Origin of the sequence: Bacillus sp. JAS24-2, assembly GCF_008274905.1 — a bacterium.
Taxonomy (GTDB): domain Bacteria; phylum Bacillota; class Bacilli; order Bacillales; family Bacillaceae_G; genus Bacillus_A; species Bacillus_A cereus.
The window spans coordinates 2,393,131-2,418,823 of the sequence record NZ_CP031068.1; the positions used below are offsets into that span (position 1 = coordinate 2,393,131).

The window sequence follows — 25,693 nt, forward strand, 5'->3', positions numbered from 1 at the left end:
TAATGTAATGTTAATCGATAGTAAAATAAGTTGCTTAAGTGTATTTTAAATAAGATTAAAAAGTACTGTTTATCTACAAAATAATAGGGTAAATACTATGTAATTAGGAAGTGTATGAATATGGTTGAACTAAAATCTATTTTCCATTCGTATAAACTAAAGAGAAAAATAGCTAAAGATTTATACGGAAAAAGAGATGAATTATCACTGTTATTAAATGAATTTAATAATATGAAATGTACAGTAACATCTGAAAAGAAGAAAAATAATATATTATCTCGTTTGCAACTAATTTATCAAAATATGAAATCGGATAAGCAGTACCCTCTAGCAGTTGCTTTTGATAGTAAATTATTGGAGCGATTAGAAAAAGAATCTGTACATACTATTGAGGATGGTGTAACATGTCTACATTTAATGTTAGATATGAATTATGAGAAGATAAAACAATATGGTTCGGGTACAAGTAGGTCATTCGTTCCATTATCGCAGTCTTCTATTTGTCTTGCTGATTGTATTTGTTTAACAGGATTTGTAGTAGGTTTACTAGGAACAATTTCATTTGGAGGATTACTGTTATCTATATGTTCAATTACATAACGCTTAATATTTGTAAAGAGAGCGCCGATTTAAGGTGTTCTTTTTTAGTTTTTTGTAAATTTTTTGTAAATGATAAGTACAATACATTATATAAATTGTATAATTTAAATGTATTGAAATATAAATATAATGAGGTGCTGTATATGATAATTACTTTTAATTGTTAAAAGAGTCGATTTGATAATGTTTTATTCAGATAAATAGTTTTTACTTTTCTTTTAAATACTTGATTTAAATGGATTAGATTAAGTAACTATTGTTCTAGCTTTTTGATAATCAAGACAACTGAAGAAAGGAAGGAATCATTTTATGAAAAAATTAAGGCTGCTAACATTTGAAAATATAGTAGAACCCCTTTTAAATGAAAAGGTATCATTTATATACTTTCCTATTGAATGGCTGGACATCGTAGAGATACATTATAAGACATTTTTATTAACGAGTAAGTTGAAACGTTTGAATGAAAGATTGTATGATATGTTTTCAGATATATTGTTTATTCAGCATAATCCGTACGTATTAAATGAAAATACACCATGGATTGTATCAAAAGAACCTATTAAACAAGAGCAGCTCGATTATATTTTTCAAAGTTGGTATGAGATTATTCATGATTGGAAGCCAAATAGATTAGTAGAACCACCAAAATATGAATGGCAATCCGATTTGATTTCTAATTTGCCAGTACTACATGATAATGAAACGTATTCTAAGTGGATACCCGCTTTAATCTCACATATTTTTTGTGAGCGTCCTATATATTTAGAAAATACAAATGAAGAAGAATTCTATTTTTCTCCTCTTAGATCACAAAATATTTGTGAGGCGATGTCAGAGCCGATAAAAGATGAAAAAACACAAGATTTTTTCTCCTATGTATATCGATTTCAATGCATAACCCGCGGTGGTGAGAACGCTCCATTATTAAATATTTCAATAGGGATTCGGAGATTTTATCAAGAATATAAGATGATAGGTCAAACAAACCTTGATATGACAACGTTTGTTTGACTTTTTTTGATGAAGTGCAAACATTTTGCAAACATAGGTTATCCAAAGATACTTTTACCGAAGTTTTTAACTGCTTCTTCCTGCATATTCGGTAAAACATGAGAATAGACACTTAATGTCATTGAAATATCTGTATGACCTAATCTCTCACTGATGATTTTTGGGTTAACTCCTTGTTTCAATAGTATAGTTGCGTGTGTATGTCTTAAATCATGGAATTTAATTTCTTTTATACCTACTTTGTGTGTCGCCCTAATGAAACTTTTTCTGAAATGTGCTCTTTTTATGATTCTTCCAAACTCATCACAATTTATTAAATCTTGATCTAGATAAGCAGAACCAAACCTTAATTTCTCTTTATTAATTAAAGTCTTATGTTTTTTTAAGGCTACTATTGTTTCATTAGGTACAGGAATGGTACGCTTTGATGAATTTGTTTTTGCTGTTTTTTTGATTTTATTGTCATGGCCAGATGTTTGGTTTATTGTAACGGTGTGTTTTTCAAAATCAACGTCCTGCCATCGTAAGCCTAGAACTTCTCCCATACGCATACCTGTAGTTATTGCAAGTAGATACCCAATGTGATATCTTGATTCTTGTGAATGCAAAAGAAACTTTTTTACTTCTTCCTCTGTCCAAGTTTGGATAGAGGTTCTTTCTTTTTTCGGTATCTCAGCAAAAGCAGCTGGATTTCGAGAAATAATATTTTGTTTTACAGCTAGGTTTAAAGCGCTCTTTAATATTCTATGCATAAGCAGAATAGAATTGTTTGCAATACCTTTATCTATCGCAGTTTTATAGCATTTTTGAATGTGCATAACATTTAATTTATGGAGTGTGACCATTCCAATACTAGGTATAACATGTTGGTTGATAAATGCCCTATAACCAACAAAAGTACTTCTTTCTATACTCATACTTTTAATTTCTAGCCAATGATTTAGATACTCCTTTAATGTAACTTTTGACGGCTCTATAAAAGTTCCTTCATTTAATTCTGTAATCTTCTTCGCAACATCAGCCTGTGCTTCTTTTTTTGTCTTATACCCAGAAAACCACTTTTGTCTTCTTTTTCCTGTCTCTGGATCAGGTCCAATGTCGACCACAATACAATATTTATTTCCTCTTTTTCGAATATGTCCTTTCACTTAAAACACTCCTTCATTTTGTTTTGAATCATGTTGTATAAGTCTAGTTGTAATTTTGCTGTTATAAAAATTACCTAGTTGGACATATCAGCGATGGATACATTTTACCATAAATGAACAAATTCGGTTATAGGATGTAATTGTAAGTGATTTCCTATTTTGTTTAAAAATCATTGTGATTCATATTTAAAAAACAAGAGGAGGGACGTAATTTATTTGAGTTAAAATAAAGGTTTGATAGAATTTTATTTAAATATATATTATAATATATAATAATTAAAAAAGAGTAATAGAGTAATGGAGTGTAGTGAGTTTATGAATTTTGAATGGTTATCTATAGACACAAATTGGCTCGGATTCTGGGGAGGAGTCTTAGGCGGTTTCGTTAGCGGTGGACTTACTTATTTAGGAGTAAGAAAAACAATTAAAAACGAAAGAAAGACCTTTTTTACAAATAGAATTTGGGAAGAAAAAAAGGATATTTTAAAAAATTTGATGGAACATCGGATTTGGCTCGTAACTGGTGATAGGACTGGAGAAAACTACTTGGAATTTATGAAAGCTTTGAATTCAGTAATGATAGTTTTTAGCGATAGTCCAGAGGTTTTGAAAAAATTAGTGGATTTTCATGATTATGTTAATGGCAAACGTAGTGGGGACGCTAATGAACTATTAATAGAATTGTTTAAGGCAATGTATATAGAACTTGATTTGGAGTTTGATGAACAACTTAAAGACGTTCTCTTGATTACTTTTCATTAACATTAAAATTAAAAAGGAGCCCATTGGCTCCTTTTTGGTGTATTCAAGTATAGAAAATTAAAATCGTTTTATAGGCAGCTGCCATAGTACACATTGTCGCAATCACACTAGCTAACTGTTTTGGAGCATGGATTTTTAAAAGCATGTAGTAAACTAATCCGCCAGTAACGCCCATGGCAAGAAACATAATAGCTGCTTGCATAGCGAGATGATTAACGGGTGATTGTATAGAACTAAAGTCAATTTGATTCATATATTATACTCCTTATAATCGTTTTATAAATATATTAATATATTTAATTTATTAATGGAAGTATATATTCCTACAAAATACCAAAATAGTTAATTCACAGATGCAGAACGTATGAGCTAAAATAATTGTAGATTCAAATTAAGAAGGAGGGAAGAAGTCATGAGAAAAACATATACAAAAGATCCAGGCGGATGGAACTACGCTCAAAAGAATAATGAAGCAGGTCCTGGAGGTGGTGCAGGATATGCCGATCCAGGAACGGGAATATAAAGAGAGAAAAAAGCACAGTGCTTAATGCTACTGTGCTTTTGATTTACAGAAATTTATTTTTCATTTTTTTAAGTAACCAATCTTGAACTTCGTCTTTCAAATCAATTCCTACAGTTATAACTCCTAAGATAACGCCCTTACCTATAATGTTAAGGTCTACACTCATAGATTCTTTTACAAATTGTAAACGGCAAATGTTTGACGTTTACTGACAGAGTATAGTTCATAATTTATATACTTGCTAATAGTGTTGAGACATAGACTATTAGAAAAAACTTTCTCAACATGAATTGACTTTAAGTGGAATGAAGATTCTTAATCTTGTGATAAACTGATTTTAAGAAATCAAACGGAACAAAAAAGACCCATAGTGTGTGTAAATATGTTGGGAACACGTTTACACCGTTTAGCCCTAATTGAAGTAGGGAAAACATTTGCCATGAGCCTTTCGTTTACGAGTTTTCGTAACGTATACGGCTAGTTATAACACAGCTTTTTGATGTAATTCAGCATTAAGGTGCGTGTTCATGATAGGGAAGTGTGTCTTGTTCCAATAAGGGGGACAAAGCATGTGGAAAGCTCTAGGTCAAATTGAAAAAGAATTATGCGTAGCTGGTATAAGAAAAAATAAACTAGCAGATTATTGGGGTGTTAAGCCAAGTACTGTTACAAAAGTATTTAAAGGTAACACAGATATTAGTTTTGGTTTTCTTTCTAAAACAATTATTCTATTAAATAAAGGCATACAGGTACAAGGGAATATATTAAAGGATTATATTGATGTCACAAATCCGAAATCAGAGAATTTACGTGAAGCGATGGAGGACTTAGCTTTAAGAGGTAAGTTCAATCTTTTGATTGAAGTAATAAATAGTGAATTACAGTCTAAGGTGTCTGAAAATAAAGAATTTGCTAGTGTGTATCTGATTATTTATAAACGATATATCGGTGAGTTGAATGCCAAACTATATTATAAAGCGTTGCATATAGCAAGTAAATCAGTGAAAACAATTGAGATGGAATTGTTAACTGAAATTTTATTATGTCAAGCGCAATATCAAACAGGAAATTATACGACTTTAAATGAGCGTCTGAAATCAATAGAAACTAAAATTGATAAAATTAGTAATAAATATCTTCGTGAGTGCTTCAAATTACGTTACAGAGAAGCGATTGCTGTTACTTCATTGCAAGGAGGAGAAGTAGATGAAGCAAGAAACGTTTGTATTAAATTAATAGATGATCTTGAGTGGGATAACTATTTTTCTTTTCCAAAAGTAAATGCGTACTTAAAGCTAGGTGAATCGTATGTTTTCTCAGTAGGTGAATATGAGAACTCAAAATATTACCTAGAGAAAACATTACAAGTGATTGGTGATAGAAAAGTTGAAGCTGTAGAGAAGAAGAAAGAAATGGTGCAACATACATTATCATTTTTAAAGATTCACCATGACAAAGAAATTAGTGATACAGATGTTGTACATCCAAGTGAGCTGGCATATTTAATGATTAAACAAGGTAATACAATAGGAGCGAGGGAAATATTAAATCAAATAAAAAGTTCTACAGGTGAATTAACAGACATACAGACCGCTTATTTAGCTTTAACATATGAGGGAGCTAAAAGAGAAGAGTTAATGAAACAATCTCTTCTAATGTGTCAAAAATCAGGAAATATATTTTATTCGAATTTACCGAAAATTCACTTGGGTTTAATTTGAATATTTGTTATAATTAGCATCGGAAAGAGGTGATTAGATGAAAAAATTAATTACAATTATTCCTGTACTATTATTAGCAACTACACTAGTTGTTAACACTGATTCTGCGAAAGAAAAGCCTAGTACAAATGACTCAAAACCAGTAGTTCAGCAAATGATGGTTGATCCTGGTGGCGGTTGGTAAGATACAAAATATAGGTTTACATATATAAATTTAAAATGACATCGTCTTAATTGACGGTGTCATTTGTAGTTTTAAGTAAGATTTCCTTTTTAGGTTTATGAACAAAAAAGAAATTTATGTAAAAAAATAACAAAAATGATAAGGGGATAAGAGAAGATGAAAAATAAAGATGGGGAAGTTAATCTGATAAAAAAAGCGCTTTTACTTCTGCAAGAAGAAGATAACCCAAAAGAAATATTATTATCTATCTGTTTAAGTGGACATGAAAGAGACAAAGTAATTTAAAAAAGACTATCTAATTTTTTCCGATAGTCTTTTTTCATTAAATATTCCCTTTAGCTTTTTCGTAACTCACAAACATTTCTAGTTGTTCTAATGCTTTTTTTCGTTGTTCTTCAGGTAGATCATTTATGATTTGAAGAATTTCTTGAGCTTCTTTTGTAAGTTGTAGATCTTGGTCTGCTGTTAAATCTGGCGAATCAGATAACCCAAGTAGATAATCAGTAGTAACATTAAAATGATTAGCTATTTTTTGAAGTGTACGTGTACCTGGTGATTTTTTTCCTTCAACGTAGTTATAAACAGAAACATGACTAACACCAATTGCATCAGCTAATTGTTGTTGAGTAATCCCTCTTTTTTCAATTAACAACTTTAACCTTTCATGACTAAACATAATTAAAACACCCCAAGTTTATTTTATCTATTTTATATGAAGTTATTTCTTCTTTATCACTGTTATAGTGTGACACACGGCACTTTGCTACACTGTCATTATATATTAACTATCAGTTAAGTGGAAAGGTAAAGTTTTTGAAAAAATTATTATAAAACACTTGAACTTAACTTGAGGTTAAGTTACTATGTAATTAACAACAAAAACGGAAGAGAGGAGTTGCATATGAAAACTCTAAAACAGCTACGTGTAGAACAAGGATATACATGTAAGGAAGTAGCTGAGGCCGTTGGTATTACGGAAGTGTACTATTGGTACATAGAAAACGGCAAACGCCGTCCTTATTATGACTTAATTGTAAAAATTGCTGATTTCTTAAAAGTGAAACTAGAAGCAATTAAAATTTTTTGCCCTTGACTTAACTTATAGTTAAGTCAAGGTTGGTTAAGTTAAATAGAAGGGAGCAAAACAAAATGGGATTAGATCAAATCATTAAAGAGTCAATCCGAGAAGTTGTTCGTGAAGAAATTCAAGCAGCTTTAGCTACATTCCAACAACAAGCGCAACCAAACAAAGTAATGCGAGTAAAAGAAGCGGCAGCTTACCTTAACATCGCGGTTTGCAGAGTATATGAACTTGCAAACCATCCGCAGTTTCCGGTTATCCGAGAAGGGCGCAAATTACTCTTCTTACAAAAAGATTTGGAAGCATGGCTAGAAGCCCAAAAGGAGGAACCAAACTTTGGTTGAAAGTACATTCAGCCTTTTGGTTACAGCGGTGGTTATTGTATCATTCATGGGTGGTGTAGCACTTTTAGATGCATTTGAAAAACTTATCAGCGAGAATGAACAGCTAAAGCAAGAAAATCAGCAATTAAGAAAGGTGAAGAGAATATGAGCATAACAGCACCAGTTCTACAAAAGGACATGCAAAAGAAACAGGTGTTAGATGAGTTCTTAAAATATTGTAATCAAATGCAAATCCAAGCATTAAGAACACATGATGAAAAGTTATTGCGTGAATGGGTAAAGGAAGCACGACTAGCAAGAAGGGAACTTGCAGCACTATATCGAGCGAAAGAAAAGCACGATGTGGAACGTGAAAAAGATCGTAAAAATATTCTTAAGGTTATTAAGCGGTTAAGAAGCCAGGGAGTTAACGCGGATTTGGTAGAGAGAGCACATTACATAACTCTTTGTGAGGAGGTGAGTTAGATGATAGAAAATCCAATTGTAATAGGAAATCACCACGATTCATGCAAAAAACAATTCGAACATTATTGTAGCGATTGTGAAGGTGAATTGTACTTTGGGATGACGTATTACGAATTCGAAGGAAGTTTAATTTGTGAAGAATGTGCCGAAAAGTTTTTAGAGCGGCATGCAACGAGGTTTGTTGCAGGGGAATAAAAAAAGAACCCACGGCAATGGGTTCCCTTAAAAAAATCATTTGAAGGTAGTATACCATGGAAAAGGAGTGGATGGAATGAAATTTATAAAAGTCTCTCTAACACAAGGGCAAGTAGCGATTGTTAGTTCTGAAGATTATGAATTGATTAGTCGATATAAATGGTGTGCAAATAAAAGAAAAACAAGATTGTATGCGGTTGGATACGTAAAAGGAACAGGTCGCAAAAATTGTAAGGTGATTTATATGCATCGTTTAATTACAAATGCTCCAAAGGGTGTAGATGTAGATCATATAGATGGCAACGGGCTTAATAACACTCGTGAAAACTTACGCTTAGCTTCAAGAACACAAAATATGCAGAACGAAAGAAATATTCGCAAAGGAACTTCTAGGTATAAAGGAGTGTGGTTTTCTAAACAAAAGTCGAAGTGGATTGCTGAAATTAAGGTTAATAAAAGAAAAATCCATCTTGGTACATTCGCTAATGAAGAAGAAGCTGGGAGAACTTACGATGCGGCGGCTATACAGTATTTCGGTGAATTTGCACATACCAATTTTGGAAAAGGAGGTAATTAAATGATTGCAAAACAGTTAGTTGCTACAACAAGTATTTCAAAAATCGAATGGTTGAAATGGAGAAAATCGGGCATCGGCGGTTCAGATATTGGGGCAATCGTTGGAATCAGTAAATACAAATCGCCAATTGGGGTGTATTTAGAAAAAACAGGTTCTGCTCCGGATGCAAAGATTGAGTCGGAAGCGACGTACTGGGGAACGGTCATGGAGGATGTTATTGCGCAAGAATTTGTAAAACGAACTGAAATGAAGGTTAGAAGAAGAAATGCAATTTTGCAACACCCTGAGTATGAATGGGCCCTAGCTAATGTAGATCGAATAATTATAGATAAAGAACGTGGTAACGGTATTTTAGAAATTAAAACTGCTAGCGAGTATTTAAAAAAAGAGTGGGAAAGTGACGAGATTCCTGAACAATATATTGTTCAAATACAGTGGTACTTTTTTGTAACGGGTTTACAGTGGGGATATTTCGCTGCATTAGTAGGTGGTAATAAATTCGTTATAAAAGAGATTGAAAGAGATGATGAATTGATTGGTTATCTAGCAGATATAGCAAAAGATTTTTGGCTCAACAATGTTGAGAAGAACGAGCCACCGATGTTTGATGGTTCAGATGCATCAACAGAATTACTTAAACATCTATATCCAGAATCTATTGCAGACAGTTTTGTAAGTTTAGGGAAGCAAGAAGAGCTTCTGATTGAAGCGCGTGATCAAGTGGACCGAGAAATAAAAGCCCTGCAAGAACAAAAGGCAGAGTATGAAAACAAAATCAAAGCAAAACTCGGTACCAATGAAGTTGGTGGAACTGAGAACTACAAGATTTATTGGAAGTCATATACAACTAATCGGTTTGATAGCAAGCGATTCAAAGTGGAACACCCAGATTTATTTGAGCAGTATGTTAAAGAATCTAAATCAAGAAAATTCACAGTTAAATAAGGGAGGAAATAAACAATGGCAACTAATAAAGATGTAAAAAATCAATTAGCAAATCGTAAGGCAAGCGCACCAGTAACAACTGAACAAACAGTCGAAGCGTATATGAAGAAAATGGGTCCTAAAATGGCTGAGGTATTACCAAAGCATATGGATATGGACCGTATGAGTCGGATTGCTCTTACAACAATTCGTACAAATCCTAAATTGCTTGAATGCAGCGTGCCGTCGTTGATGGGGGCCGTCATGTCAGCCGTACAATTAGGGCTTGAACCTGGATTACTAGGACATTGCTATATCTTACCGTATAAGAGTGAAGCGACTTTCATTATTGGATATAAAGGCATGATTGATTTAGCAAGACGTTCTGGTCATATTCAAAGCATTTATGCACATGCAGTATACGAAAATGATGAATTTGAATACGAATTAGGTTTACACCCTCAACTAAAGCACAAACCGTCATTTGGTGATCGAGGTGAGTTTATTGGAGCGTATGCAGTCGCTCATTTCAAGGATGGCGGACACCAAATGGAATTTATGCCAAAGAGTGAAATTGAAAAGCGTCGCGGTCGTTCAGCTTCAGCAAATTCAAACTATAGCCCGTGGAAAACAGATTATGAGGAAATGGCGAAGAAAACAGTGGTTCGTTACATGTTCAAATACTTGCCAATTAGCATTGAAGTGCAGTCACAAGCGCAGCAGGACGAAGTGGTTCGAAAAGATATTACGGAAGAACCAGAATTCATTGAAGTGGAACAACAAACCGAAGGAGACGGACAAGGTGATTTCGTGATTGAAGGTGAGTAACAAGTCAAAGGTGCTTCTCTCTCGCAAATTGTGGGAGAGAGCACAATCAAAAGATGAATTAAAGCAGTCGATTGCACGTTATATACAAACTGGTTATCCAGGTTATCGGATAGAGAAAGTCATTAAGGAAAATGGAGCTTACATCGCGATTTGCACAAGGGGGTCATAAGATGGGCATCTTTCGAGTTAAGAAGGATACAAATTACTCGGTGATACACAACACGCCTTTACGTGATGAAAATCTGAGTTGGCGAGCAAAAGGATTATTAGCATACATGCTATCTTTGCCAGATGATTGGACTTTCCATGTAACAGAGCTAAGTCAACATGCCAAAGATAGCGAAAAAATAACAACAAGTACTCTCAAAGAATTAAAGGCTGCAGGATATTTGAAACGTTATCCAGTTCAAGATCCAGAGACAGGGAAAATATCACATTGGGAAACTGCTGTTTATGAAGTGCCAACCATAGATAAGGAAAACCACTCTATGGAAAAACCACCTAGTGGTAAAACCAGTGACTGGAAAACCACCCGCATGGAAAACCACTCGGTGGAAAAAGGCCAACTACTAAATACTAATGATTTACTAAGTACTGAAATACCAAGTACTAATCTAACTAATGATGATGTAGATAAGCATCCTCTAATTGATGAAGAATTTCAAAAAAGTTACAACTACCTTTTACAGAACAACATTTCATTAAGTGAAACAGCAATGCAGGATCTTGGAGAGTTCAGTGATGTATTAGGTAGCCAAATCATTATGGAAGCTGTCGATAGAGCGGTGGATCAGAATGCGAAACGATGGAAATACATTAGCGGTATTTTATTAAACTGGCAAAAAAGCAACGTAAGAACAATAGCAGATGTAATCAAGCTCGACGAGGATTATAAAAATCAAAGAGGTGGTGTAGGCAATGCAATACGTAGGGCACGCACTGGCAGAGGTTATGGTACGAGCAGAAGCTATGAGGAAGAAAATGCAAGCCGAGAGCGCAACATGCCAAGCTTCATTAAACGAGTATAGATGTTTAAAATGTCAGGATTCAGAAGTAGTTTTTTACGAAGAAGTGAATGAATTCGGTATGAGAGTATCTATGCAAAAAGATTGCGAGTGCAAAGCGCAACGAGTAATGGAGCGTAGATTGAAAAACGCGATGATTCCAGAAGAATTTACAGATGCTCGGTTTGATTCGTACAAACGAGAAACAGAAGAACAAAAGCTTTTGTATAGCACAATGGGAAATTACTTGCAGAACTTCAAAGAAATCAAGGATACCAAACAAAATAGCCTGGGCTTCATCGCAACTTTTGGAGAGTTACGAATTAAGCAATTGGAGTCAGCAAAGCGAGCACAAGCCAAGAGAGAACATAACAGTTTCGGACTCGGTAAAACACATCTTCAAGTAGCTGCAGCAAAGTATCTCATGAAGCGAGGGTATAGCGTACTGCTTATATCAGACGGAACTTTCATGGATGATCTCATTGCAGCCAAGATGATGAACGATGATAAGAAAGAATTTAACCGATTGTTAAACCACGCAAAACAAGTAGAGGTCCTCATATGGGATGACCTAGGTAAGTCAAAACGGTCAGAAGCGAAAGAGAATCTCTACTATCAAATCATTGATTATCGATATCGACATAATTTGCCCATTTTATACAGCTCGAATGAAGATGATGAAACATTACCTGAAAAGATTGGTTATGCAGCAAAGAGCCGCTTGTTTGGAATGAGTAAACATTACTTAATCGCTGTAGAAGGAGAAGATTATCGTGAGAAGGAGTGAAGAAAATGTGCATGATATGCAGTAACACGGGCGTAGTTCATAAAGAAATTTATCCTGGGATGATAGCAATTGAGGGTTGTAATTGTGAGGTAGCAAAGCAGCAGGAAGCTTCATACCAAGAGCATTGGGATGCTTGGATTCAAAAGTTTGAAGGGTGGAAAAGGGGGTTACTGCATGAGCGATGTGTCGGTTGAGAAAAAGCGTGAGTTTATGCAATTTCTTTTAAATCATATCTTGCCCCGAAGACATGAGGGTTTTCCGTTCATCTACACATTTCGTAAGCATTTAAGGTTTGTAACGAGAATCCACTTTGTTGAAAATGCAAAGAAGTATCCGTATGGAATTGAAATTTCTGCAGAGTTTTCAGAAGGTCAACTGTTCGCGTTTTATAAACCAAATTTAACTGTTACAGATGGGATGTCAGCATATCATCATTTCAATGTGAATGATGCACCGATATATATTCAAATCAATTTTAAAGGTAAATACAAGGAACCTTTGTACATGGAAGTACTTGAAGATGATGAGTGCTCACTTGAAACGCATATCGACGGAGAAGATCATGATGAAATTGAAAAGTTAATAAAATACCAACTCATTAATCATGCACTAGACACAAGAAATAAAGAACTGTTCCACCAGTTGATTGCAAATTAAGGGGGAGGTGAAAGGATGGTGGTTCTTTACAAATTTAAACTCACTACCATTTTCGAACAATGGCCGAATGAAGAATATGTGGTAGCGGAAACTGAAGGAAAGGCAAGATTTCTGTACTGGCAAAAGTTCAGAACAAAGCTTCTAACGATGCCAATGGCTGAATTCATGAAGTTTGTAAAGTGTGAGAACGAAGGGGTTTTTGATATCAAGCGGATGTACAGCACAGAACAAGCGTTTAAGAAAATGCAAAATTTTAGAAACCTACATTTTGCTTACATGGGTATGCGAGTAAACGTAGCTGGCATGTGGGGTACGATCGTTGGGAACTGGAAAACTAATCTGTTCGTTTTGTTCGATGGAGAAATTGAAAAGCACAACTGCCATCCTTATTGGGAAATTGCTTACTACGATGATGTGGGCAATGTGGTTCGAAATTATCAGAAGGGAGAGTATGCGGTATAAGTAAAAAAGGACGAGCAGTCGTACCTGCCGTCCTTTATAGGAGAAAAATTATTCTGGATTAGAACTACGAATAACCAGAAAACGCGCTTTAAAACAGTGTTGTCAAAGATGTGATAATCTATGCAACAAAAAGCTTAGTCGGAATTCAAAACACCAAATGGCTTGCATTGGCAACAGGCTCAAAAGTAGTATATGTAAAATGAAAAATTCCATACAAAAAGCAGACAACATTTTCGGTTGTCTGCCAGTTAGTCGAATGAGTTAGCTAATTGTGATAAATTGCATTCCCATTGCGAGAAGAGTGAAGCTGCTAGTTCAAACAGCTTGTTGGTATTATTTTCGATATTTTTAAAAATATACAGTAAGAATTAGAAAAGTGATGAACCAATCTGCCTCTTACTGTAAAAGAAGGAAGTACCAGCCGTGGATTAAGCGGCTTGAAAATAGTATGTATTGATTTTTGAAAAATATTCAAGGGGTGAAGAAACATGGAATGTGCACAAAATGCTGTATATGAAATCACTCAGTTAATTAGTGAAGCGAAAGAGAAAAGTTATGAGTAAATATAACAATAAAAAAGCTGAGCTAGACGGCCATGTATTCGATAGTAAGGCTGAATCGGATTATTATTCTGGTTTAAAGGTTCGCCAAGCTGCAGGTGAAATTAAAAGCTTCGAATTACAACCAAGATTCACCTTGCAACCAGCGTTTACAAAGAACGGTAAAAGTTTTAAGGCAATTACATATATCGCAGACTTCATGGTTTATTTGCCAAATGGTGATGTAGAAGTCGTGGACATAAAGGGTATGGTGACGGAAACATTCGCGGTGAAAAAGAAGATGTTCGAATATAAATATCCACACTTACAACTCATTCTTTTAAAGCATGTTATCAAATATGGCGGATTCATCACACTTGATGAGTACAACAAATTAAAACGTGAAGAGAAAAAACTAAAAAAGGCTAAATAAAGGGAGCGGATCATATGTCATATATCGAATTCAAACCAACTTTAAAGAAAGTAAATCTTAAACCTGATGGGAAGAAAGAAATCGTTTTGGAAGTAACGGATAGCTCATTAAATGGAAAGTTAGATGCACTTTCTGAATTAATCGATATTAAAGTGGCTGTATCATTGGAGTCTCTTATCGTGAATTATAATGTGTTGCTAAATGTAAAAACGAACAAACCGTTAACTGAATATGAAGTGGATGAAAAAGGTTTTGTGCAAGAAGTTAAACAGGTGTATGAGCAAATGGAAGCGGACTTCGATATTCCAGAAGAGAAAATCCTAACTCGCGAAGAAAGAGAGCAAGCGGATCGTGAAACCGTTGATGCATTTATCATTAGCGGGCTTGCTCCAGGCTTAGATGATTTACCACATGACTTTGCTTACATTGTAAAACGAAAGCTTGAAGGAGAGTCTTATCTAAAATTAGCAAATGAGCTGAAGATTTCTAACGTGAAGCTAATTGAAATGATTGATGATTACCGTGCTCGCATTGCACCGATGGCGATTAAATGGCACGAATGGAAAGAGAAACAGCCGGATGTAGGAGAGCAGTCAAAGGTAGAAGAGAAACCGAAGGAAGAAACAGTTGTAACGGTAGAAGAACAGGTGCAAGAAAAAGAATCGCAATCTTCTGAAGAAATTGAAGTCACTGATGAGGACAAGCCTTTTGATGAAACATTAGAAGACTAATAAAAACAGGTTGGTAGTATGACAATTTCGTTGTACTACTTGCCTTCCAATCTCATATGGGGTGATGGATTGAGCAAAGTTGAGAAACGTCATATCCGACTCAAGATTCTAAATTTACAAGATGAACACTGTAAAGCGTGTAAAACTGTTCCAAAATCGATTGGAAACAATTATGAAATAGCGCGTTGGTGTTCAGAGAACTGTGAAATCGGTAAAAATCTAAAAAGCTTAGGGGAGAGTCTACTCGAGGGGAGAACGGAACATATGGCTGAACAAAAAAACTGGGATCAAATTTGTGTAACTGCTGAAAAATTACGTGCTTCTGATGAAAAGAAATGGACTTGGGGGAAAATCGGAGCAGAGTTCGGAGTAACAGAAGGGAATTTATATTATCACGTTGCAAAAAGACGCGAGGCAAATGCAACGCCTGATAAGCGTGTAGGTACACCTAAGAAAGCTCAGGGTACAAAACCATTACTACAGCCTCAAAACAAAGAAAAAGCGAAATCTGAACCACCAAAATTAAAACCTGTAGTTATTGAGCATATCGAGAAAGTAGAAACCCTAGATGTTTCTTGGAAAGAGCAATTAAATAACATTTTTGATGAAAAAGATGTACTTCTAAAAGAGTTGAGTGAAGTAACGGAAATATACGAAGAATTAAAAAATATAAAAGAAAAACTAGCTCAAGATCTGATTGCAGAAACGAAAGCACGCTTGGAAGCAGAAGATGCACTAAAGCTATCACAAGAGCAGCTACAATATCGTGATGAAGATTACAACACATTACTTAACGAGTTTAATACGATTACGGAAAAGAATCATGAATTGGGGCATGACCTTCAAAAAATGCATATCAATGTACGTGCCGCAGAAGAGACAGCTGCGAAAGAACGTGAACATCGCCTTGAGTTACAAGGCAGATCACAAGCGCTCGGTTTAGCGCTCAAAGCAGTCTTGTAGGTGGATGCTATGAAACTGACAAAAGAAGAACGAAAAGAGCTCACATACCAAATTGGTGATATTATCGAACAGAAGTGTAGACATTGTTATTATAATAGTTCATCCAACGAAAGTTTTAGTGTTAATGAGTGTAAAGCATGCCCGACTGGTGAAGAATTACGCCAGTTGGGTAGATACTTGGATACACAGCCGAAAAAGAACGGTGGACCGAGAAAGAGAACGCCAATTGGATTAACCCCTGAAATTGTAAGAGGTTTGAATATACAAGGTATTCCAGATACGGAAATCAGCATTATGTATGAACGCAGTTTTACTTACGTTGGAAAGCTCAAGAAGAAGTGGGTACGTGAAGGGAAATGGGAAGGCACAACTGATATGAGAGAAATCAAAAAAGGCTAGGATTTCTCCTAGCCTCAACATAAGTCGTATGGAAAACAAGTATTGCGCAAATCGGTTATTTGCGAGTTCATTATATAACGTTTTTGGGGGTGGACAGGCTGAGTCATAGCAATCTTTACGTAAACTTTACATGGTATTGAAGATTTTGATAGAGATCAAATTTGAATTTTATAAAAATAAATATTGAGGATAATCCTTATAAATAAAGGCTCACTCTCAAAAGGATGAGAGTGAAGCCTGTGGATGAAATTACTGAGTTCTTGGGATGGTGAACATCAGCACATATATAATAGCATGAGTATTCAGAAAAAACATTGAGTAAATGTTTCCGATTTTTCAAATTATAGTTAATTGATTTTCATTAAACAAAAGCGTTATTTTGTACAAGAATTTTTACACCTATAAACAAACATAGCAGGTAACTGACTAGATTACCCGCTATGTTCATACACTGCACGGAGGAGTGCCTTCCGTTTTGAAAGAGCGAAGCCCAGGGAGAGAGCGCTCAGATATAGTATGTGTAATGAAAAAAAGATTATTCGTAAATGAGAATGAAAAATTATTTTATAATGACTGGCATTCTTTTAGTTTCAAATCTTTCAAAGTCTATAGGACAATATGCAAACGTTGCTATAGGTTCTGAAGTCTCGTTTGTAAAAAAAGTGTGCTTAATTACTTCACCAGAAGAAGAATAAAAAATAATTTTGGTTTTTGATATAGGAGGAAGCGTTATTACTAGTGGTTTACTTGTCATACTAATCAGCTCCTAAATTATTTGGTTTTATATGAACTTAATATGTATTCAATAATGTATATGAATTCATTTTATAAAGTTAGTACTTTGTGAATTGAGAAATTTAGCAAAATAGTTATTGTATTGAACAAAAAAACATGCACAAAAATTGTGCATGTATAGTAAAAGCTATGTCTTGTCTATGTAAATATATGCGTAGTTTATATAAATCGTGTGTATGTTTGAACGAAATGGTTATTTACAAATATAAAGAGCACCTTTTAAGGCACTCCATGACCAAAACTAAAATTGAAAAAGAATACCACATGATATTTTATGTATGTTCTTAATAAATGTGCAGTTTTAAAAAAATTTCTTTTGCACAACAAAGCAGCTAGTTAACAAAACTAACTGCTTGTTGTACAAAAGAAACGCTGCGCTTACAGAAATAGTTTGTAACTTTAAGTTACAAGAATAGTATGAACAGAGTTGAAAATGTTATTCGGAAATGTAAGAAAATAAAATAAAAAAGAGCACCATGCATAAGTGCTCTTTAAGATAGGAGGTAACACTTTGAGCTTGGCCTAGGTTAGAAATATATGGTGTAAAAAAGAAATAAGAACAAGATTTTATTAACTTAGTACAAAAAGCAGCTAGCAAAAGCTAGCTGCCCTTCACAAGCACTGCTAAAAGGAACTACTTTGGGGAAAAAGTAGGTTGTACTTAGTGTTACCGGAAAATTGGAATTTATTTAAGAAAATGAAAAGTTTAATTACTAAATAAAGTCCATATAAAGAGCAGCTAACAAAAGTTAACTGCTCGAGCAAGAAATTGGAGAAAAAGATTACCGTGTCATCTATAGTATTGACGAAATATTGAGTTTTATACAGGGGGTAGAGTGAAATGAAGAAAAAGCTTGGGAACATCATTTGGCATATCGAAAATAACCGTGGAGTTATAGGTGATACACAAGTATTGAATCAAGTACTTAAGAGCTTAAAAGGAATAGAAAGTGAGTTACCAAAAGATATGAGAGAGGCTGGGAACTTCATTTCTACAAGTTTTATGGATGGTATTCGTGCACAGGCAAGCGCTCCAGTAACTGTAAATGAATCACTTAAACGTACAAAATACGGTGAATATAAAGGCTATAATCAATGGGATTTAGCAAAAGATTATTTTCAAATGTCAAATGACGAATTCTTTAATCGGTACGGATTTAACTTTGTTCCAAAAGATCGATTGTTTGATGATGCAAAAAGATTTTTAACGAATCAGTCTTAATAATAAAATCGTTATTTGATTAAAAGAAAAAAGAGCACATATTGATATGTGCTCTAAGATAATCATTTTAATATCTATTCAATCGTCTCTTTTGTATCAGGTGTATCAAATTTATCAATCAGCTTAAACATTGCTTCTAAAAGAATTGTAGATAAAATTGCGAAGGTTAATACAGCATGTGGTGATAATTGCACTGCTGTGAAATTAAGTTTTGCTAGCCAAAAATATCCGACATACATTGTCAGGAAGGTACTAACAATTGAAATTGTAAATCCTAAGAAACCTAATTCTTTTAGCTTTTCTTCAGATAATTTAAATACGCGTAATATGAAAGAGAAGATGATCCCAACTATGAAAAATCCAATACATAAAGTCAATAGTGACATTATACTCGGGTATTCAACGTCATCAGGCATCCATTGTTTCATTCCTACAATTATGGCTGTAGGGAGCACGATAGGCATTAATAGTGGTGATACTATTAGAAAAATTGCCAATACTCTATTGATGTTGTTTGTTTCATTGTTGTTTTGATTATTCATAAAGCCTCCAAACATAATTTAAAAATAATATCCTAGTGGATTCTAGCACAAAAGTGTTAGTAAAGCCACAGTTAAAAAAATCGGATCTAAACAAAAACGCTATTTTAGTAGAAAACATTAAAAAAGGACCTGATTAGGGGTGCGGGTCCTTTAAATGGAACAATAGAACTTTATGGGATTACCAATAAGTTACCATAAAAGGCAATTATTTTCCGGTATATAAGCGTTGAGAAAACTTTTTATAAAAACTTCATTTTGTAGAAAAGGATGTGCATTTTGAAATCTGAAGAAGTTAAACAGCGTATCACTGATTTAAAAAGAAGAGCATCCAATTTAAAACGGGTCCGAAATGGCTTTTCAAGAATTCATAGTGAAGAATATCGTGATGGTGTTAATAATCAAATAGTCATCTTGGACCAGGTACTTATGACATTGAATTGGATTATGAGGGATGAAAGTAATTAGTATAAAAATTTCATTTTATATTAATTCGGAACACAAAAAGAGCACTTAGTAAAGTGCTCTCGTGACGAGATCCATTTTATAACGACTATTTTATAAAGAAAGGAACTCAGAGTATTATATGTAAGTTCAGTTAATTGGGTTCTTTTTACAATTAAAGAGCAGCTAGCAAAAGCTAACTGCTCGGCTCAAGGTAATAGACATAGAGTGGGTATTAGTAAAATTGGCTATTCACGAGCCTGTTTACAGTGTAACCAAGATTTTTAAATGTATTCCCTCTTTAAAGACCTTCTTCAAACGACGCCCTTTAAAGAGGGAGTGGAGTAATGAAAAAGAATACTTTTCCTTTAATACAAAATCATATTTTGATTCTCAATAATATATGGGTATTAAGACAAAAACGTGCAATTAAAAGAGCAGCTAGCAAAAGCTAACTGCTCTCCAGAAAAGCATTAAGAAGGAAGTTCAGAACTCAAGTGCATTTATAGTATGGATCAAAATATCAAGTTTATGTAACAAAAATAAAAATCGAGCAGTTAATGGGGAAACTACTCGATTCGATACAACCTGGGTAAGAAGCAGATTGTATTGTGATTAATATTAACGGAATATTGAATTTTATTCAGCTTTTAACAAATTCGTTATTTGAAAATTAAAGAGCGCCTTGAGAGGAAGGCGCTCTGACCAAAACTAATGTTGAAAAAGGATACCCAAGATATTGTATGTATGTTTTTTATATAGGTGAAATTTTATAACAAAATCTTTATTTGGCGAAGAGAGGTGATTAATTGATAACTCGAATTTTAATAGCTTATATAATCATCTCCTTAATTTTTTCTATCGGAAATATGAGAGACAGTTTTAGCTGGGGAATAGAGATTAAAGGAATGAAAAAGAAAGAAGCTTTTATATGGGGTTTTTTAGCGATACCTCTTGGTGTATTGGGTGCAGCAATTGTTGTTGGTGGAGTGATCCTAATAGGTGGATTCTTACTTATGGTTATCCAATGGATTTATGAGAACATGCCTTAGATTAAATTAAACAAAATCGTTATTTGATATTAAAATTTAAAATCAAAAAGAGCACCATTAAACAGTGCCCTTTTCAAGCGTGAGTATAAATTCCTATCATTCTATACTAGTATATGCTTACAGTAATTAATTGTGAAAAAATTGAATATAACTAAGTTACGATAAATTCAATAGTAACTGGGATTGCAGGATCAAATGTATCGCCACCTGGAATTGTAATCGCTCCAGTTGGGCCGGTAGTAACACTTGATTCTCCGCCTGGCTGAAGTACACCATTTAGGTAGAAATTATAATACGTGAATTTTGGGAATGCTGTAGCAGCAACACCAGCATCATTTAAGCAAGCTGTAGCAGCAATTGCAAAAGCAACACCTGTACCTGTACCCGCACCTAGTGTAGAAGTAAATCTTCTAGAAGCCATAAATGGAGGTATGATAGCCATTGGTATTCACCTCCTTCTCAATTTTATTAGGACTAGATTAGGAGAAACCTTGTCCTATATTGTATTCTATGACGTACTTAAATACTAGAAACGGCTTATGTATTAGGATTTAAGTGCAATTATTAAATTAGATACATTGATGTTGAATAAAAATGCTATTTTGCACAACAAAGCAGCTAGCTGAAGTAGCTAACTGCCTGCTGTAAATACTATTCCACATGGATACGCAAATTGTAACCACAAGTTACATTTATAGTATAAACAGATTTGAAAATGTTATGCAGGAAAGTAAATTAAATAAAAACTTTCTTTTGCACAACAAAGTAGCTAGCTTAATGAGCTAACTACCAGTTGTACAAAAAAACTAGGCCCTACAAGTAAATGATATGTAACTTTAAGTTACAGCTATAGTGTAAGCAGAATTAAAAGTATTATGTGGAAATAATAATGACCTTAATAAAAATTTCATTTTATAGAAATAAGGAAACTAAAAAAGAGCACCATGCATCAGTGCTCTTTAAGATAGGAGGTAACACTTTGAGCTGGATACTTAGGTTAAAAGTATATGGCGTAGAAGTGAAATAAGACCTGAAATTAATAACTAACTCAATGCAAAAGAGCAGTTAACAATTGTTAACTGCTCGGCCCTCAGAGAAAGGGGAAAGAACATTACAGAGATCACTGTGAATTCAAGCTGTATCAGCCCATTTATAGTATTGAACATAATTTAGAATTTTATTCGAACAAATTCAAAAAAAGCAGCTAGCAAAAGCTAACTGCCCTGGTGAATAAGAAGAACACAATGGTCATTCGTATTCAACCTTGGTGTACTTATATTGTTAACACTTTTTAGAAATTTATTCAATAAAAGAGCAGCTAGCAAGAGCTAACTGCTCGACTCTCGACCAAGAGAGCTAGAGTGGGAAGAGTTTAAAGCTGACTTTTTAAAGTCCTATATAGTATCGGATGAATTTAGAGTTTTATTCGTATGAAATATAAAAAGAGCAGCTAGTAAAAGCTAGCTGCAAGCCTTCGGGTATGAAGGGGAATCAGAAACTGTATATACATTATTAACGGAATGTTGTGTTTTATTCAGGAGTAGCCTAATTTGCTACTACTTGATCTTGATCTGCAACATCAGAATCAAATGTATTCGTTGCACTAACACCATTAAAATTATTAACGATAAAAGCGGCATTGGAACCGCCCGAGCCATTATAAGATTTTGTATTTGCTTTTGGAGAAACGTTATAAAAATCACCTAAGTTGAAAGAACCGTTACTGGTTTGTAAGACAAGGTTTCCAAGAATAGCTGGCATAGCTTTCACCCACTTTCTTAGGGAGTATTTAAATTAGTATATGGTGTATGTGTCTAGAGGTTCATTTGAAACGGAGAATTTTGAAATGAAGTTTGATTGAAAACTCAATAAAATAATCACTTGAATAGAAAGCGAGGTTTTGAAAATAGAAGATAACGTAAAGCTTTTAGGTGATGATGGGATGTTAGGGATGGAGTTTAAGGAAAGAACGATTCGTGTTTATAACACAGAAGGTAATGTGATGGAATTACTCTCTATAAGAGTGTAGACTCAAGAAGTTATCGATTTTCTTGAAGAATGTAAAAAGGAAATGAAGTAAAAGTTCAACAAAGCAGATCGAACGGAGGGGAACCGTATCGTATGAATCAATTGTCATTTTTTGAAGACATCGATGAAAAGGAGATGCGAAGACTTGTGGTGAAGGAGTTGAAAAACTACAAAGCATTGTGCGTCCGGATGAAGAATCAAGAAGAACAGGCTCAAGCTGGGTGTGTTGTTCTTTTTCCTAAAATGAAAGGTGACGATAAGAATCACGAGATACGTTTTAAACAAATTGAACGGACGTTAAAACATGCTCTTGATGAAGATGAACGCAGGATAATTGAGATGAAGTACCTTGGGAATCGAAGGGTTAAAGATTCGTTTGTGTACAACGAATTAATGATAAAGCGTGATCCGTTTTATCAGAAGAAAAAAAGCGCTATTCAGTTGATTGCTACGGCTTTGGGGATTATATAAAACAAGTTTTTGAAGCAATAGAAATGGGATTCTAGCATTTTGTGCTATTGATATAGATGAGGTTATTCTATTTTACATGTTGTATCATCTTCTTTCCCTGCCTGATGGTGGGGATATTTGTGTTTCGGAAAAAACACGAGGTAGAATTCTGTTAATATAGAAATATTTTTTATTGATTAGGATGATTAAATTTACTATTGTTCATGTTATGATAAATTTCATAGGGAGGATAAAAATCCCAATATAAAAGCCAATCGTATTACAGTACGATTGGCTTTGAAAGGAGGAGAATTATTATATTCGCCCCAATATCCATATCGGATGTTTGCCAATTAGTTCTTCTATTAATTCTTTTAATGGATAGAAGAAATAGCAAACAGTAATCTTTGAAGCTTATTTGTGTTACAGCACAAATAAGCTTTTTCCATACCTATTATATCCGATTTTATTGACTATAGTACATAAAAATAATTTGGTTTTTTATAAATTAATGGATTAACAGGAGGCTTTCCTTTTCAAGTTTATCAGAAATACGTATTTATTTTGTTAAATCTTTTTGCAGGTACTGGGGGTTTGATGAGTGACGTTTATCGACAAAAGAAGGGACAAACTGGGGGACGTTTTCGGGGATTTTTCAAAACAGAATCAATATTACGCTATACCTATACAGTTCTTTGAAAGAAGAATAGTGTGGGGATAGCGTCGCCCCTTTATCAAAACGTTACCGGAGAACGGGCATGGGCGGTAAAAATCCGCAAAAAGGATGAAAAGACCAATTGAATTTATATATTCAGCCGCGATGCGTGAGTGTCGTGGCTTTTGTGTTTCTTATTAAGTTTAGTATTTTGATGTTAGCTTTAATAAGAAATATAAATAGTCCCCTTTTAGGAATTGGTCTTCAAAGGTTATGTTTTTTATATCTCCATACATAAATGTAATATAATGATTTGTGTCAAGAGTAAAGAAAGAGGGATTTTGCATTAACATGGCGGAAAGAATAAATTATGGAAAATGTAGCAAACTTTTTAATGAAAATAAAGTAGAAGTATCAAAATAGACGTTTTTTCTTTGTTATATAGAAATTACTCATTAAACGTATTTAAATACTGTTTTAGGTATAACATGAATTGATCATCAATGGTACAGATAACGGATATTTTTCTATTTAGATTAGATGTTAAATGTACCGTGAAACTCTTGGAAATACAATGCTGGAAAAATATAATGATATTGGTATATTACAGGAGAAGGCGCAATTGTAGGAGTAAAGGGGATATGCCCAGGTTGCATACCATATTGACCATATGAAGGATGGTGAAGTAAATGTTGCCAAGTCGAAGTTGGAGCTACAACAATCCTCATCGGGAAAGGATTCATAATATAATCACTCCTAAAGTAGTATTCATGTAATAGGGTATGCACTTACTGAATATAGATGTGCATAATCTAGGTCTATAAACATAATAATCAACGGACAGAAAATAGGGTTACTAATCTTATGATATGTTCATTATGGGTGTTTTATTTTACTATGTAGATAGAACAAACATGTGTATAGCAATTATCGTAGGCGCTACCATGATCTGGGTGGCGTCTTGTTTGTTGTTAAGGAAAGATAAGGGGTGAGATAGACTTTCAAATTGAAATATTATTAGTCTGAAACATAGACTAGTAAACAAACTATTTCTACCTTTTAATCATAGAATATGATGAATTCTATTTTTAGAGGAGGGAATCATATCTATGGGATGGGATAATAATTTTGGACATTCTCGAGATTGTAATAGATTTTGGGATGATTTAGTATTTTGCGGATGCGGTCGTAGACGCAGAAGAAACGATTTTAACGACTGTCATTGTAGACGTGACTGCGATTGTGATGAGTGTCGTCGTAGACGTAATCACGATGATCGTCGAGATTGGTAAAGTCTTTTGAAAGAGTGTGATGAAGAAACGCACTCTTTTTTGTTATGTTTTTAATTGGTACTTATTAACTCGAAGGACGCAGTTTCAATTGGATTTAACATTTTACAAAACAAACGAACACAATGAATAGAAAAAGCAAGAATCAAATGATTCCTGCTAGGTGAAGAGATTTGACTAACATTCCAATAGCGCTAATAAACTCTGGAGAAATGTAAAAATCTGATTTAGATCCGTTTGGTCTCTTGATTTTTAGTTTCATGTTTCTACTCCTTTATATTTAGTTTTTACATGGGTATATACAATTCAGAAGGGAGTTTGTAACAAATAAATGAGAAGTATTTTTAAGTAAGATTCATTTAGCGATTTGTGTAAGTAGCGAATACGCTGCTTTTTTATTTTACATAGAAAAAGGAACCGTAATAGGCTCCTTAATTCGATTCAGAAGTTGTGTAGTTTTTCTTGATGATATCTTTTATGTTGGTAATTAAGGATATAAGAAATCCAGCAGCTAGGATACCGTTTACCCAGTAATATGTATTCCCTGATGTAAATTTATTATAAAAGGAATTGACATTATAAAATACTAGGAGAGCTGAAAAGACAGTGGAGATTACTAACATACCAAAACTTTTCATTGTGTTCACCTCGATTCAAAATGTTAGAACTTATTTACAATTTTACATTTAAATAAATAGATTTATAAGAAGAGGAATAAAAAAAGAACCTGCAAACCTGCAGATTCTCCTGATAATGATTTATGGAGCAAGACCCGAAAATATAATACAATAATTCGAAAATGAGTTCAAGTAAATAAAAAGAACCCGCTGGAGTTCGGGTCCTTTTCAGAAGTGATGATGTATTCTCGATTAGGGAACTGA

At 34.0% G+C, this 25,693-nt stretch carries 38 protein-coding genes and 1 pseudogene; 30 read left to right on the top strand and 9 right to left on the bottom strand.

The genetic code is table 11. The annotated features are described in order from the left end of the window. Nucleotides 1–114: 114 nt before the first annotated feature. Nucleotides 115–600, top strand: a complete 486-nt coding sequence (locus tag DN407_RS12340) for a hypothetical protein (RefSeq protein WP_002063155.1) — start codon at nucleotides 115–117, stop codon at nucleotides 598–600. A gap of 309 nt (nucleotides 601–909) precedes the next feature. Beyond that, nucleotides 910–1,611, top strand: a complete 702-nt coding sequence (locus DN407_RS12345) for a pPIWI_RE module domain-containing protein (protein ID WP_000736195.1) — start codon at nucleotides 910–912, stop codon at nucleotides 1,609–1,611. 38 nt (nucleotides 1,612–1,649) lie between these two features. Here the strand turns inward: DN407_RS12345 and DN407_RS12350 are convergent, their stop codons facing one another. Beyond that, nucleotides 1,650–2,759, bottom strand: coding sequence for a site-specific integrase (locus DN407_RS12350; protein WP_149216294.1), 1,110 nt, complete (start codon nucleotides 2,757–2,759; stop codon nucleotides 1,650–1,652). A 315-nt stretch (nucleotides 2,760–3,074) separates the two neighbouring features. Between DN407_RS12350 and DN407_RS12355 the strand changes: the two genes are divergently transcribed. Next, nucleotides 3,075–3,521, top strand: a complete 447-nt coding sequence (locus tag DN407_RS12355) for a hypothetical protein (RefSeq protein ID WP_001987382.1) — start codon at nucleotides 3,075–3,077, stop codon at nucleotides 3,519–3,521. Between the two features lie 43 nt (nucleotides 3,522–3,564). Here the strand turns inward: DN407_RS12355 and DN407_RS12360 are convergent, their stop codons facing one another. Next, nucleotides 3,565–3,774 carry a hypothetical protein gene (locus tag DN407_RS12360; protein WP_149216295.1) on the bottom strand — a complete coding sequence of 70 codons (210 nt, stop codon included), beginning with the start codon at nucleotides 3,772–3,774 and terminating at the stop codon, nucleotides 3,565–3,567. A gap of 839 nt (nucleotides 3,775–4,613) precedes the next feature. Between DN407_RS12360 and DN407_RS12365 the strand changes: the two genes are divergently transcribed. The 3 genes from DN407_RS12365 (at nucleotide 4,614) to DN407_RS32105 (ending at nucleotide 6,234) form a co-directional block, all read left to right on the top strand. Then, nucleotides 4,614–5,765, top strand: coding sequence for an AimR family lysis-lysogeny pheromone receptor (locus DN407_RS12365; RefSeq protein ID WP_149216296.1), 1,152 nt, complete (start codon nucleotides 4,614–4,616; stop codon nucleotides 5,763–5,765). Nucleotides 5,766–5,802: 37 nt separating this feature from the next. Then, complete coding sequence (locus tag DN407_RS12370) at nucleotides 5,803–5,949, top strand: complement C1q protein (protein WP_149216297.1); 147 nt, start codon at nucleotides 5,803–5,805, stop codon at nucleotides 5,947–5,949. A gap of 156 nt (nucleotides 5,950–6,105) precedes the next feature. After that, nucleotides 6,106–6,234 carry a hypothetical protein gene (locus DN407_RS32105; RefSeq protein WP_255446511.1) on the top strand — a complete coding sequence of 43 codons (129 nt, stop codon included), beginning with the start codon at nucleotides 6,106–6,108 and terminating at the stop codon, nucleotides 6,232–6,234. A 37-nt stretch (nucleotides 6,235–6,271) separates the two neighbouring features. Here the strand turns inward: DN407_RS32105 and DN407_RS12375 are convergent, their stop codons facing one another. Further along, nucleotides 6,272–6,625, bottom strand: a complete 354-nt coding sequence (locus DN407_RS12375; RefSeq protein ID WP_149216298.1) for a helix-turn-helix domain-containing protein — start codon at nucleotides 6,623–6,625, stop codon at nucleotides 6,272–6,274. A gap of 225 nt (nucleotides 6,626–6,850) precedes the next feature. Here DN407_RS12375 and DN407_RS12380 point away from each other — a divergent pair, with 225 nt between their 5' ends. From DN407_RS12380 to DN407_RS12455, 19 genes and pseudogenes are all read left to right on the top strand, one after another. Then, nucleotides 6,851–7,042, top strand: coding sequence for a helix-turn-helix domain-containing protein (locus DN407_RS12380; protein WP_000854267.1), 192 nt, complete (start codon nucleotides 6,851–6,853; stop codon nucleotides 7,040–7,042). A 56-nt stretch (nucleotides 7,043–7,098) separates the two neighbouring features. After that, entirely contained in the window at nucleotides 7,099–7,374 is a 276-nt protein-coding gene (locus tag DN407_RS12385) for a helix-turn-helix domain-containing protein (protein WP_149216299.1), read from the top strand. Beyond that, nucleotides 7,367–7,522, top strand: a complete 156-nt coding sequence (locus DN407_RS31615; RefSeq protein ID WP_179955802.1) for a hypothetical protein — start codon at nucleotides 7,367–7,369, stop codon at nucleotides 7,520–7,522. The genes DN407_RS12385 and DN407_RS31615 overlap by 8 nt, the downstream gene beginning before the upstream one ends. After that, nucleotides 7,519–7,839: a hypothetical protein gene (locus DN407_RS12390; RefSeq protein WP_149216300.1), complete on the top strand. Its 321-nt coding sequence runs from the start codon at nucleotides 7,519–7,521 to the stop codon at nucleotides 7,837–7,839. Before DN407_RS31615 ends, DN407_RS12390 begins: the two co-directional genes overlap by 4 nt. Then, nucleotides 7,840–8,034: a hypothetical protein gene (locus DN407_RS12395; protein WP_098209496.1), complete on the top strand. Its 195-nt coding sequence runs from the start codon at nucleotides 7,840–7,842 to the stop codon at nucleotides 8,032–8,034. 76 nt (nucleotides 8,035–8,110) lie between these two features. After that, the gene (locus tag DN407_RS12400; RefSeq protein WP_071730504.1) at nucleotides 8,111–8,611 is read left to right on the top strand and encodes an AP2/ERF family transcription factor; all 501 of its coding nucleotides are present in this window, start codon (nucleotides 8,111–8,113) and stop codon (nucleotides 8,609–8,611) included. Continuing rightward, the gene (locus DN407_RS12405) at nucleotides 8,612–9,556 is read left to right on the top strand and encodes a YqaJ viral recombinase family nuclease (protein WP_149216301.1); all 945 of its coding nucleotides are present in this window, start codon (nucleotides 8,612–8,614) and stop codon (nucleotides 9,554–9,556) included. It abuts the gene before it with no gap. Between the two features lie 15 nt (nucleotides 9,557–9,571). Further along, on the top strand, nucleotides 9,572–10,363 hold the full coding sequence (gene recT / locus DN407_RS12410; RefSeq protein ID WP_149216302.1) for a recombination protein RecT: 792 nt from the start codon (nucleotides 9,572–9,574) through the stop codon (nucleotides 10,361–10,363). Continuing rightward, nucleotides 10,356–10,532 (top strand): hypothetical protein, encoded by a 177-nt coding sequence (locus DN407_RS31620; protein WP_172852407.1) that lies wholly within the window; start codon nucleotides 10,356–10,358, stop codon nucleotides 10,530–10,532. Before recT ends, DN407_RS31620 begins: the two co-directional genes overlap by 8 nt. Nucleotide 10,533: 1 nt before the next feature. Then, nucleotides 10,534–11,391 carry a DnaD domain protein gene (locus DN407_RS12415; RefSeq protein WP_149216303.1) on the top strand — a complete coding sequence of 286 codons (858 nt, stop codon included), beginning with the start codon at nucleotides 10,534–10,536 and terminating at the stop codon, nucleotides 11,389–11,391. Next, a complete protein-coding gene (locus DN407_RS12420) occupies nucleotides 11,345–12,154 on the top strand; it encodes an ATP-binding protein (protein WP_255446520.1) in 810 nt (269 codons plus the stop codon). Before DN407_RS12415 ends, DN407_RS12420 begins: the two co-directional genes overlap by 47 nt. A gap of 5 nt (nucleotides 12,155–12,159) precedes the next feature. Then, complete coding sequence (locus DN407_RS12425) at nucleotides 12,160–12,348, top strand: hypothetical protein (RefSeq protein ID WP_149216304.1); 189 nt, start codon at nucleotides 12,160–12,162, stop codon at nucleotides 12,346–12,348. Beyond that, entirely contained in the window at nucleotides 12,329–12,811 is a 483-nt protein-coding gene (locus DN407_RS12430; protein WP_149216305.1) for a YpiB family protein, read from the top strand. Before DN407_RS12425 ends, DN407_RS12430 begins: the two co-directional genes overlap by 20 nt. A gap of 15 nt (nucleotides 12,812–12,826) precedes the next feature. Continuing rightward, nucleotides 12,827–13,273 carry an MFS transporter gene (locus tag DN407_RS12435; protein ID WP_255446512.1) on the top strand — a complete coding sequence of 149 codons (447 nt, stop codon included), beginning with the start codon at nucleotides 12,827–12,829 and terminating at the stop codon, nucleotides 13,271–13,273. A gap of 555 nt (nucleotides 13,274–13,828) precedes the next feature. Next, nucleotides 13,829–14,245 carry a DUF1064 domain-containing protein gene (locus DN407_RS12440; protein ID WP_000049835.1) on the top strand — a complete coding sequence of 139 codons (417 nt, stop codon included), beginning with the start codon at nucleotides 13,829–13,831 and terminating at the stop codon, nucleotides 14,243–14,245. Nucleotides 14,246–14,259: 14 nt separating this feature from the next. Then, nucleotides 14,260–14,976 carry a 2-methylcitrate dehydratase gene (locus DN407_RS12445; RefSeq protein WP_149216306.1) on the top strand — a complete coding sequence of 239 codons (717 nt, stop codon included), beginning with the start codon at nucleotides 14,260–14,262 and terminating at the stop codon, nucleotides 14,974–14,976. An 18-nt stretch (nucleotides 14,977–14,994) separates the two neighbouring features. Beyond that, nucleotides 14,995–15,207, top strand: a pseudogene (locus tag DN407_RS32110) (hypothetical protein); the annotation flags it as partial. Nucleotides 15,208–15,240: 33 nt separating this feature from the next. After that, nucleotides 15,241–15,939 carry a hypothetical protein gene (locus DN407_RS12450; protein WP_255446521.1) on the top strand — a complete coding sequence of 233 codons (699 nt, stop codon included), beginning with the start codon at nucleotides 15,241–15,243 and terminating at the stop codon, nucleotides 15,937–15,939. Between the two features lie 9 nt (nucleotides 15,940–15,948). Continuing rightward, entirely contained in the window at nucleotides 15,949–16,338 is a 390-nt protein-coding gene (locus tag DN407_RS12455; protein WP_081366294.1) for a zinc-finger domain-containing protein, read from the top strand. A gap of 559 nt (nucleotides 16,339–16,897) precedes the next feature. Here DN407_RS12455 and DN407_RS12460 read toward each other — a convergent pair. Beyond that, nucleotides 16,898–17,092 (bottom strand): hypothetical protein, encoded by a 195-nt coding sequence (locus DN407_RS12460; protein ID WP_088345966.1) that lies wholly within the window; start codon nucleotides 17,090–17,092, stop codon nucleotides 16,898–16,900. Between the two features lie 882 nt (nucleotides 17,093–17,974). Between DN407_RS12460 and DN407_RS12465 the strand changes: the two genes are divergently transcribed. After that, nucleotides 17,975–18,355: a hypothetical protein gene (locus DN407_RS12465; RefSeq protein ID WP_149216308.1), complete on the top strand. Its 381-nt coding sequence runs from the start codon at nucleotides 17,975–17,977 to the stop codon at nucleotides 18,353–18,355. Nucleotides 18,356–18,429: 74 nt separating this feature from the next. Here the strand turns inward: DN407_RS12465 and DN407_RS12470 are convergent, their stop codons facing one another. Next, on the bottom strand, nucleotides 18,430–18,897 hold the full coding sequence (locus DN407_RS12470; RefSeq protein WP_149216309.1) for an epimerase: 468 nt from the start codon (nucleotides 18,895–18,897) through the stop codon (nucleotides 18,430–18,432). 267 nt (nucleotides 18,898–19,164) lie between these two features. Here DN407_RS12470 and DN407_RS12475 point away from each other — a divergent pair, with 267 nt between their 5' ends. Continuing rightward, nucleotides 19,165–19,362, top strand: a complete 198-nt coding sequence (locus DN407_RS12475; protein WP_149216310.1) for a hypothetical protein — start codon at nucleotides 19,165–19,167, stop codon at nucleotides 19,360–19,362. A 785-nt stretch (nucleotides 19,363–20,147) separates the two neighbouring features. Continuing rightward, on the top strand, nucleotides 20,148–20,390 hold the full coding sequence (locus DN407_RS12480; protein WP_255446513.1) for a hypothetical protein: 243 nt from the start codon (nucleotides 20,148–20,150) through the stop codon (nucleotides 20,388–20,390). Nucleotides 20,391–20,541: 151 nt separating this feature from the next. Here DN407_RS12480 and DN407_RS12485 read toward each other — a convergent pair whose 3' ends face one another. Further along, complete coding sequence (locus DN407_RS12485) at nucleotides 20,542–20,832, bottom strand: DUF4183 domain-containing protein (RefSeq protein WP_149216311.1); 291 nt, start codon at nucleotides 20,830–20,832, stop codon at nucleotides 20,542–20,544. A gap of 1,103 nt (nucleotides 20,833–21,935) precedes the next feature. Beyond that, nucleotides 21,936–22,151, bottom strand: coding sequence for a spore germination protein (locus tag DN407_RS12490; RefSeq protein WP_001110933.1), 216 nt, complete (start codon nucleotides 22,149–22,151; stop codon nucleotides 21,936–21,938). 360 nt (nucleotides 22,152–22,511) lie between these two features. Here DN407_RS12490 and DN407_RS12495 point away from each other — a divergent pair, with 360 nt between their 5' ends. Then, nucleotides 22,512–22,889 (top strand): ArpU family phage packaging/lysis transcriptional regulator, encoded by a 378-nt coding sequence (locus tag DN407_RS12495; protein WP_149216312.1) that lies wholly within the window; start codon nucleotides 22,512–22,514, stop codon nucleotides 22,887–22,889. Between the two features lie 1,170 nt (nucleotides 22,890–24,059). On the opposite strand, the gene DN407_RS12500 is transcribed toward DN407_RS12495, so the two are convergent. After that, a complete protein-coding gene (locus DN407_RS12500) occupies nucleotides 24,060–24,266 on the bottom strand; it encodes a hypothetical protein (RefSeq protein ID WP_098394576.1) in 207 nt (68 codons plus the stop codon). 366 nt (nucleotides 24,267–24,632) lie between these two features. On the opposite strand from DN407_RS12500, the gene DN407_RS12505 reads away from it, so the two are divergent. Next, nucleotides 24,633–24,815, top strand: a complete 183-nt coding sequence (locus tag DN407_RS12505; RefSeq protein WP_149216313.1) for a hypothetical protein — start codon at nucleotides 24,633–24,635, stop codon at nucleotides 24,813–24,815. Between the two features lie 428 nt (nucleotides 24,816–25,243). Here DN407_RS12505 and DN407_RS12510 read toward each other — a convergent pair whose 3' ends face one another. After that, nucleotides 25,244–25,450 (bottom strand): hypothetical protein, encoded by a 207-nt coding sequence (locus DN407_RS12510; RefSeq protein WP_149216314.1) that lies wholly within the window; start codon nucleotides 25,448–25,450, stop codon nucleotides 25,244–25,246. Nucleotides 25,451–25,693: the final 243 nt, after the last annotated feature.

What these genes read in the sequence shown, in the direction of transcription:
- DN407_RS12360 (WP_149216295.1), bottom strand. Translation starts at nt 3,774, where the DNA reads ATGAATCAAATTGACTTTAGTTCTATACAATCACCCGTTAATCATCTC.
- DN407_RS12340 (WP_002063155.1), top strand. Translation starts at nt 115, where the DNA reads ATGAATATGGTTGAACTAAAATCTATTTTCCATTCGTATAAACTAAAG.
- DN407_RS12385 (WP_149216299.1), top strand. Translation starts at nt 7,099, where the DNA reads ATGGGATTAGATCAAATCATTAAAGAGTCAATCCGAGAAGTTGTTCGT.
- DN407_RS12460 (WP_088345966.1), bottom strand. Translation starts at nt 17,092, where the DNA reads ATGACAAGTAAACCACTAGTAATAACGCTTCCTCCTATATCAAAAACC.
- DN407_RS12375 (WP_149216298.1), bottom strand. Translation starts at nt 6,625, where the DNA reads ATGTTTAGTCATGAAAGGTTAAAGTTGTTAATTGAAAAAAGAGGGATT.
- DN407_RS12420 (WP_255446520.1), top strand. Translation starts at nt 11,345, where the DNA reads ATGCAAGCCGAGAGCGCAACATGCCAAGCTTCATTAAACGAGTATAGA.
- DN407_RS12415 (WP_149216303.1), top strand. Translation starts at nt 10,534, where the DNA reads ATGGGCATCTTTCGAGTTAAGAAGGATACAAATTACTCGGTGATACAC.
- DN407_RS12505 (WP_149216313.1), top strand. Translation starts at nt 24,633, where the DNA reads ATGGGATGGGATAATAATTTTGGACATTCTCGAGATTGTAATAGATTT.
- DN407_RS12475 (WP_149216310.1), top strand. Translation starts at nt 19,165, where the DNA reads ATGTGCATTTTGAAATCTGAAGAAGTTAAACAGCGTATCACTGATTTA.
- DN407_RS12435 (WP_255446512.1), top strand. Translation starts at nt 12,827, where the DNA reads ATGGTGGTTCTTTACAAATTTAAACTCACTACCATTTTCGAACAATGG.
- DN407_RS12380 (WP_000854267.1), top strand. Translation starts at nt 6,851, where the DNA reads ATGAAAACTCTAAAACAGCTACGTGTAGAACAAGGATATACATGTAAG.
- recT (WP_149216302.1), top strand. Translation starts at nt 9,572, where the DNA reads ATGGCAACTAATAAAGATGTAAAAAATCAATTAGCAAATCGTAAGGCA.
- DN407_RS12370 (WP_149216297.1), top strand. Translation starts at nt 5,803, where the DNA reads ATGAAAAAATTAATTACAATTATTCCTGTACTATTATTAGCAACTACA.
- DN407_RS12400 (WP_071730504.1), top strand. Translation starts at nt 8,111, where the DNA reads ATGAAATTTATAAAAGTCTCTCTAACACAAGGGCAAGTAGCGATTGTT.
- DN407_RS32105 (WP_255446511.1), top strand. Translation starts at nt 6,106, where the DNA reads ATGAAAAATAAAGATGGGGAAGTTAATCTGATAAAAAAAGCGCTTTTA.
- DN407_RS12430 (WP_149216305.1), top strand. Translation starts at nt 12,329, where the DNA reads ATGAGCGATGTGTCGGTTGAGAAAAAGCGTGAGTTTATGCAATTTCTT.
- DN407_RS12405 (WP_149216301.1), top strand. Translation starts at nt 8,612, where the DNA reads ATGATTGCAAAACAGTTAGTTGCTACAACAAGTATTTCAAAAATCGAA.
- DN407_RS12500 (WP_098394576.1), bottom strand. Translation starts at nt 24,266, where the DNA reads ATGAATCCTTTCCCGATGAGGATTGTTGTAGCTCCAACTTCGACTTGG.
- DN407_RS12470 (WP_149216309.1), bottom strand. Translation starts at nt 18,897, where the DNA reads ATGAATAATCAAAACAACAATGAAACAAACAACATCAATAGAGTATTG.
- DN407_RS12495 (WP_149216312.1), top strand. Translation starts at nt 22,512, where the DNA reads ATGAATCAATTGTCATTTTTTGAAGACATCGATGAAAAGGAGATGCGA.
- DN407_RS12365 (WP_149216296.1), top strand. Translation starts at nt 4,614, where the DNA reads ATGTGGAAAGCTCTAGGTCAAATTGAAAAAGAATTATGCGTAGCTGGT.
- DN407_RS12440 (WP_000049835.1), top strand. Translation starts at nt 13,829, where the DNA reads ATGAGTAAATATAACAATAAAAAAGCTGAGCTAGACGGCCATGTATTC.
- DN407_RS12390 (WP_149216300.1), top strand. Translation starts at nt 7,519, where the DNA reads ATGAGCATAACAGCACCAGTTCTACAAAAGGACATGCAAAAGAAACAG.
- DN407_RS12445 (WP_149216306.1), top strand. Translation starts at nt 14,260, where the DNA reads ATGTCATATATCGAATTCAAACCAACTTTAAAGAAAGTAAATCTTAAA.
- DN407_RS12425 (WP_149216304.1), top strand. Translation starts at nt 12,160, where the DNA reads ATGTGCATGATATGCAGTAACACGGGCGTAGTTCATAAAGAAATTTAT.
- DN407_RS12465 (WP_149216308.1), top strand. Translation starts at nt 17,975, where the DNA reads ATGAAGAAAAAGCTTGGGAACATCATTTGGCATATCGAAAATAACCGT.
- DN407_RS12485 (WP_149216311.1), bottom strand. Translation starts at nt 20,832, where the DNA reads ATGGCTATCATACCTCCATTTATGGCTTCTAGAAGATTTACTTCTACA.
- DN407_RS12510 (WP_149216314.1), bottom strand. Translation starts at nt 25,450, where the DNA reads ATGAAAAGTTTTGGTATGTTAGTAATCTCCACTGTCTTTTCAGCTCTC.
- DN407_RS12455 (WP_081366294.1), top strand. Translation starts at nt 15,949, where the DNA reads ATGAAACTGACAAAAGAAGAACGAAAAGAGCTCACATACCAAATTGGT.
- DN407_RS12490 (WP_001110933.1), bottom strand. Translation starts at nt 22,151, where the DNA reads ATGCCAGCTATTCTTGGAAACCTTGTCTTACAAACCAGTAACGGTTCT.
- DN407_RS12345 (WP_000736195.1), top strand. Translation starts at nt 910, where the DNA reads ATGAAAAAATTAAGGCTGCTAACATTTGAAAATATAGTAGAACCCCTT.
- DN407_RS12395 (WP_098209496.1), top strand. Translation starts at nt 7,840, where the DNA reads ATGATAGAAAATCCAATTGTAATAGGAAATCACCACGATTCATGCAAA.
- DN407_RS12450 (WP_255446521.1), top strand. Translation starts at nt 15,241, where the DNA reads ATGGCTGAACAAAAAAACTGGGATCAAATTTGTGTAACTGCTGAAAAA.
- DN407_RS12355 (WP_001987382.1), top strand. Translation starts at nt 3,075, where the DNA reads ATGAATTTTGAATGGTTATCTATAGACACAAATTGGCTCGGATTCTGG.